This window comes from Vibrio sp. 10N.222.46.A1 (assembly GCF_041473595.1).
Taxonomy (GTDB): Bacteria; Pseudomonadota; Gammaproteobacteria; order Enterobacterales; family Vibrionaceae; genus Vibrio; species Vibrio tasmaniensis_A.
The window spans coordinates 1-6,343 of the sequence record NZ_JBFRSN010000021.1; the positions used below are offsets into that span (position 1 = coordinate 1).

Genomic DNA, 6,343 nt, shown 5'->3' on the forward strand with positions numbered 1-6,343 from the left:
GATAAGCACTCTACTGGTGGTGTTGGTGACGTAACTTCTCTGATGCTTGGCCCTATGGTGGCAGCATGTGGTGGTTTCGTTCCAATGATCTCTGGTCGTGGTTTAGGTCACACTGGCGGTACGCTAGACAAACTTGAATCTATCCCTGGTTACAATATTACACCAACCAACGATGTGTTTGGTGCTGTAACCAAAGAAGCTGGCGTAGCGATCATCGGCCAAACTGGCGATTTAGCGCCAGCTGATAAGCGCGTTTACGCGACTCGAGATATCACGGCAACAGTCGACAACATATCGTTGATCACAGCTTCAATTCTGTCTAAGAAATTGGCTGCTGGTCTTGATTCTCTAGTGATGGACGTAAAAGTAGGTTCAGGCGCATTCATGCCGACTTACGAAGCGTCTGAAGAGTTAGCAAAATCTATCGTTGCAGTAGCAAACGGCGCGGGTACTAAAACAACGGCAATCCTAACGGACATGAACCAAGTTCTGGCTTCTTCAGCGGGTAACGCAGTAGAAGTACGTGAAGCGGTTCAATTTCTAACCGGCGAATATCGTAACCCTCGTTTGCTAGAAATTACGATGGCATCGTGTGCTGAAATGCTGGTTCTGAGTAACCTTGCAAAAGATTCAGACGAAGCGCGTGAAAAGCTGATGGCAGTACTGGATAACGGTAAAGCAGCAGAGTGCTTCGGTAAAATGGTAGCGGGCCTTGGTGGTCCAACTGATTTCGTAACGAACTACGATAACTACCTAGAAAAAGCAGAAATTGTTAAACCAGTGTATGCGCTAGAAAGCGGTGTAGTATCGGCGATGGATACGCGTGCAATTGGTATGGCTGTCGTTGGTATGGGCGGTGGTCGCCGCGTAGCAACAGACAGCATTGATTACGCAGTCGGTTTTGATAGCTTCATTCGCCTTGGTGAAGTAGCAAGCGACGATAAACCATTAGCAATGATTCATGCTCGCAATGAACAACAGTGGCAAGAAGCTGCAAAAGCATTACAAAATGCAATCACTGTGGGTGGAGAATATACAGCAACGCCAGACGTTTACCGTCAGATTCGTTCTGAAGACGTGTAAATAACAGGTATCGGCATACCTTGTGTATGCCGATAAACAGAGTTCTGGTGCAAAGAGCAATAAGTTGGTGAAGAAAATGAAAAGAGCATTTATTTTAGTTTTAGATTCATTCGGTATCGGCGAAACAGCAGATGCGGACACATTCGGTGATGTAGGTTCAGACACTATGGGTCACATTGCTGACCATTGTGATCAAGGTCTTGCAGACAATGCGGATCGTAAAGGTCCACTAACGCTGCCAAACCTGTCTAAGCTAGGTTTAGCTATGGCTCACAAAGAGTCTACAGGTCGCTTTGCTCCTGGTATGGATGCAGATGCTGAAATCATTGGCGCGTACGGTCACGCTGCTGAGCTGTCTTCTGGTAAAGACACGCCATCAGGTCACTGGGAAATCGCAGGTGTACCGGTATTGTTTGACTGGGGCTACTTCACCGACAAAGAAAACAGCTTTCCAAAAGAACTGACTGATCGCATCCTTGAGCGTGCAGGTCTATCTGGCTTCTTAGGTAACTGTCACTCATCGGGTACAGAAATCCTAGATAACCTAGGTGAAGAACACATGAAGAGTGGCTTGCCAATCTTCTATACTTCAGCAGACTCTGTTTTCCAAATCGCATGTCATGAAGAGACATTCGGTCTACAGAACTTATTAGACCTTTGTCAGATTGCTCGTGAAGAGCTAGAAGACTACAACATCGGCCGTGTTATTGCGCGCCCGTTCATTGGCCCAGGTAAAGGTCAGTTCGAACGTACTGGTAACCGTCGTGACCTTTCTGTTGAGCCGCCAGCGGCAACAGTTCTTCAGAAGTTGGTTGATGAGAAGGGCGGTAATGTTCACTCAATCGGTAAGATCTCTGATATCTACGCGGGTTGTGGTATTACTCAGAAAACCAAAGCAACAGGTATCCCTGCGTTATTTGAAGCGACTAAAGAAGCGATCAATGAAGCGGGTGACAACACTATCGTGTTCACTAACTTCGTTGATTTCGACTCAGCTTACGGTCACCGCCGTGATGTTGCAGGTTACGCAGCGGCACTTGAGTACTTCGATGGCCGTATCAATGAAATCATCGATATGATGAAAGAAGATGATGTACTTATCTTAACTGCTGACCACGGTTGTGATCCGACATGGCCAGGTACTGACCATACTCGTGAACATATCCCTGTGATTGTTTACGGAAACAAGGTTCCTGCTGGCTCTCTTGGCCGTCGCGATACCTTCGCTGATATCGGTCAAAGCTTAGCGTCTTACTTTGGCACATCGCCAATGGGACACGGTACAAGCTTTCTATAATAGTTAACGAAGGGAGAGGGAAACCTCTCTCTTTTTTTTGTTTTGAGATTAAGGATATTTTCAATGGCTACTCCACATATTAATGCTGAAATGGGTGATTTCGCTGACGTAGTTCTAATGCCCGGCGATCCGCTACGTGCAAAATACATCGCTGAAACCTTCCTAGAAGAAGTGGTTCAAGTGTGCGATGTTCGTAACATGTTTGGTTACACGGGTACTTACAAAGGCCGTAAGGTTTCGGTAATGGGGCATGGTATGGGCATTCCATCTTGTTCTATTTACGCGACTGAGCTGATCAAAGACTTTGGTGTGAAAAAGATCATTCGTGTCGGCAGTTGTGGTGCAGTGAGCGAAGATATCAAAGTACGCGATGTGGTTATCGGCATGGGTGCGTGTACCGACTCAAAAGTGAATCGTATTCGCTTTAAAGGTCATGACTTTGCGGCTATTGCGGATTACAAAATGGTGCGTGCGGCAGAAGATGCAGCCAAAGCGCGTGGTGTAGACGTAAAGGTTGGCAACCTATTCTCGGCTGAGTTGTTCTACACGCCAGATCCTGAAATGTTCGAAGTCATGGACAAGTACGGCATTGTCGGCGTAGAGATGGAAGCGGCGGGTATCTATGGTGTATGTGCTGAATACGGTGCAAAAGCTCTGACTATTTGTACTGTTTCTGATCACATCAAAACTGGTGAGCAAACCACATCAGATGAACGTCAAACGACTTTCAACGACATGATGGTTATCGCACTCGACTCTGTGCTGCTTGGTGACCAAGACTAATCTGCTAATAGATTTCAAAAAGCTTAATAGATACCGCAAAGTTTAATAGATAACAAAAGCCCCGTTGCTGCCTGAGCTTCGGGGCTTTTTATTGGATTTGTTAAACTAAGCCGTTAAGAGCTGACATTTTTAAGCAGCCAGTTTTCCCCAGACTTAGCCTTTCTTTTACGAATAAGCATGATGAACAACACGCCACTGACAAATCCCATTAAGACCATACCGATCATGTAGCGATCGCTCTTACGGTAGTGATGATCAGAAATAGCTGTCATTTTTCCTGTCTCAAAAGTCACGCGGATAAAGCCAATGATCGTACTCTCTGGAGAGTAAATAGGTTCAACGAGTTGCTGCCTGCCGATACTTGCCGTTGAAAGAGGTGTGTCTAAGCCAAGAACTTCGCGTACCGAGAGCGCTTTTTCACTCGAAGCCAGTCGAATCCCTTCTGCATCGTAGATGGTGGTATCAAATACCAATCGATCCTGAGAGAGTTGGTTAGTGAGCTCTAGCAGGCGCTCTTGGTCTTGCTGAGTGATCATCTTACTGGCTGAAAGTGATGCCTGTGAGATCAGTAGTTTGGTCAGCGTTTCCAACTGTTTTGCTTGGATCTTCTCATTACCTTTACTGATCACTACTGTGTTTTTAATGGTTACCACGAACATAGCAGCCAACAGAATTAGGGCTAGTACTCGTAAAGCGTTACGTATTGAGAACAATGATTCATTCATGTTTCACGAAGCCTGAAATAAACAAATGTTATGATTAAGACATATTGAGACTTGCGTTTTCAAATTGCAATAGGTTAACGTTTAGCATAGTTAATTAGGAATCATACACATGGACGCTCAGAAATATCTGCCGATTAAAAGGCATACGACATTATTAACCCGACTCCCCGAGACACGTTTCGCTTCTCAACTCGCAAAATCTAAAGCCAATTGGATTGTGTTCGGTGAGTACTTATCTCCACAATCATTTGATGACATCGACTTTTTCACTGGTACCTACAACACCATCCTCAATACGTGGAAGGTGGGACATTACGAAGTGGCACTGATGTCAGGGAACTTAACCCCGGCACACGAAGAAATTTTACAAGCACTGAAGCTTGATTATGCTTGCCTTAGCGAGGTCCCAGACTTATCTAAGCCAGGTTTGATCGTGATGGATATGGACTCCACAGCAATTCAAATTGAATGCATCGATGAGATAGCAAAGCTCGCAGGAGTCGGAGAGTTAGTTTCTGAAATAACAGAGCGTGCGATGCAAGGCGAGCTCGACTTTGAACAGAGCCTACGCCAACGCGTTGGGGCACTGAAAGGTGCGGATGAGTCGATACTGGAGCAAGTGCGCCAGTCATTACCATTCATGCCAGACTTGGTTGAGCTAGTGAATACTCTGAATAAACTTGGCTGGAAGACGGCGATTGCATCGGGTGGTTTTACTTATTTCTCAGACTACCTGAAAGATACGCTTGATCTTGACCACGCTCAGTCAAACACGCTAGAGATCGTCAATGGTAAATTGACGGGTGAAGTATTAGGCGATGTTGTTTCCGCACAGACCAAAGCGGATATCTTGGTAGAACTTGCTGAAGAGTATGAACTGGAACTGCATAACACCGTTGCCGTGGGTGATGGTGCCAATGACTTGGTTATGATGGGTTCTGCCGGTTTAGGGATTGCTTACCATGCAAAACCGAAAGTTGAACAACAAGCTCAAACTGCTGTGCGTTATGCTGGCTTAGGTGGGGTGCTTTGTATCTTGTCAGGTGTATTAGCTAAGCAGCAAAAAATTAGCTGGCAAGCGAAGCCTTAGTCATATTTAGGGCGGTATAACGGATACAAAAAAGCAGGTGATGAGCCTGCTTTTTCTATTTTTAAATCCGATAAGTCGACAAACCGGTAAGTTGATCTGGTTATTTAGTGCGAGAGTTCTAATCGAATCAATACTTCATCGGTAATGTCTTCTATCTCACCATAACCAATAAAAGCGGTGACCTCACTCTCTAACTTCTTCGCTTGGTGCATACTGATGCGCGAAAGCTCGGCTAAGTCTGATTGGAACAAACTTGTTAATGGATTAAAGATAGGGGCGGTAGTGACTCGCAGTACATACACATCACCCAGATCTTGTGCCTTCTTAATGAACGAGATACGTTCTTTCGTAGATGCAAAGTCTTTCACCAACTTCGTATGTACAGATTGAATCTTGTTACCAAACTTTATCGCAGCAATGTATACGTCATGATGTTTTGGCTCTGCACCTTCAATTCTTTTCAGTGGCTCAGCTAATAGTGAATTAGAGTGACCTTTGAAAATCGGTTCCAGTGAAAACTTTTGGTTGTGCCCAAGTTTAGCGAGTAACGCTAGATGCTTGTTCAGCGGGAAGTTCACACCAATGAGCTTACAACGCAACGTTGAGCCCGGCTTATCAATGAAAATTGGATTACTGACCATTTTGTTAAGCAAAACAGTGTGCAGTGATTTAAGCAGTGAATCGGTGGGCAGTATTTCTTGCTTCTTATTTAGCTTACTTTGGTTCTGATCGATAAGCCCATTGAGGAAGGCGATGGTACGCATTGTTTTTGCATTCTCGGTGATAACCAATTGAACATTGCAACCGTTCGGGCTTACACGAATTACATGGTAAGGCACTGTGCTTAATGGCAAGTTTTTATCATAGAGTTGCAGTTCATTAAAATTCACCACAACCGGATCATCAATCTTGAGTACCATTGGGTGTTCAAGGGTAATGCTTAGGCCACGTTTTGATATGTCTACAGTGTGTCCATTTATTGTTGGGCTATCTTGTGATGTGAGTTGAATTGGCGATTTAAAGCTATATCTCGGTTCTTTACGACGACTTTGGGAATCAAAGTAGATACTTTGAATGTTCCCCACCACCGTTCGAGGATGGCGAAAGCGATTAAGGTCACTGCTTGGAATGCGTGGTTTTTCACTTAATAGGTAATCGGCAGCACTTTCGTGATCACCGATCTCTTGCAAGATACCGCAATGAGTCAGTTGCGCAGAGCTTTGAGCAAGCGTATCTGAATGCTCAGCTAAGGCTTGTCGCTCAGCGTCGGATAATTCGAAAACCGAGAATTTGAACGCCTTCCAACTTTTACGTTTACCGCCGATGTGCCAGAACAGTTGCCTCTCTTCACGAGAAGCTTCAGGC

At 45.0% G+C, this 6,343-nt stretch carries 6 protein-coding genes; 4 read left to right on the forward strand and 2 right to left on the reverse strand.

All coding sequences use genetic code 11. The annotated features are described in order from the left end of the window. From AB4496_RS00925 to deoD, 3 genes are all read left to right on the forward strand, one after another. Positions 1 to 1,083 (forward strand): thymidine phosphorylase (locus tag AB4496_RS00925; RefSeq protein ID WP_372130496.1); only part of this gene is annotated, 1,083 nt, incomplete at its 5' end. A gap of 76 nt (positions 1,084 to 1,159) precedes the next feature. After that, positions 1,160 to 2,380, forward strand: coding sequence for a phosphopentomutase (locus AB4496_RS00930; protein ID WP_102257751.1), 1,221 nt, complete (start codon positions 1,160 to 1,162; stop codon positions 2,378 to 2,380). Positions 2,381 to 2,443: 63 nt separating this feature from the next. Beyond that, positions 2,444 to 3,163, forward strand: coding sequence for a purine-nucleoside phosphorylase (deoD, locus tag AB4496_RS00935; protein WP_009847519.1), 720 nt, complete (start codon positions 2,444 to 2,446; stop codon positions 3,161 to 3,163). 113 nt (positions 3,164 to 3,276) lie between these two features. On the opposite strand, the gene AB4496_RS00940 is transcribed toward deoD, so the two are convergent. After that, the gene (locus tag AB4496_RS00940) at positions 3,277 to 3,888 is read right to left on the reverse strand and encodes a YtjB family periplasmic protein (RefSeq protein ID WP_009847518.1); all 612 of its coding nucleotides are present in this window, start codon (positions 3,886 to 3,888) and stop codon (positions 3,277 to 3,279) included. A 109-nt stretch (positions 3,889 to 3,997) separates the two neighbouring features. Between AB4496_RS00940 and serB the strand changes: the two genes are divergently transcribed. Then, positions 3,998 to 4,978, forward strand: coding sequence for a phosphoserine phosphatase (gene serB, locus AB4496_RS00945; RefSeq protein WP_009847517.1), 981 nt, complete (start codon positions 3,998 to 4,000; stop codon positions 4,976 to 4,978). Between the two features lie 104 nt (positions 4,979 to 5,082). On the opposite strand, the gene AB4496_RS00950 is transcribed toward serB, so the two are convergent. Then, positions 5,083 to 6,343 (reverse strand): PilZ domain-containing protein (locus AB4496_RS00950; RefSeq protein WP_372130497.1); only part of this gene is annotated, 1,261 nt, incomplete at its 5' end.

Excerpts from the sequence above, each read along its gene's own strand:
- serB (WP_009847517.1), top strand. The coding sequence starts at position 3,998 with ATGGACGCTCAGAAATATCTGCCGATTAAAAGGCATACGACATTATTA.
- AB4496_RS00930 (WP_102257751.1), top strand. The coding sequence starts at position 1,160 with ATGAAAAGAGCATTTATTTTAGTTTTAGATTCATTCGGTATCGGCGAA.
- deoD (WP_009847519.1), top strand. The coding sequence starts at position 2,444 with ATGGCTACTCCACATATTAATGCTGAAATGGGTGATTTCGCTGACGTA.
- AB4496_RS00940 (WP_009847518.1), bottom strand. The coding sequence starts at position 3,888 with ATGAATGAATCATTGTTCTCAATACGTAACGCTTTACGAGTACTAGCC.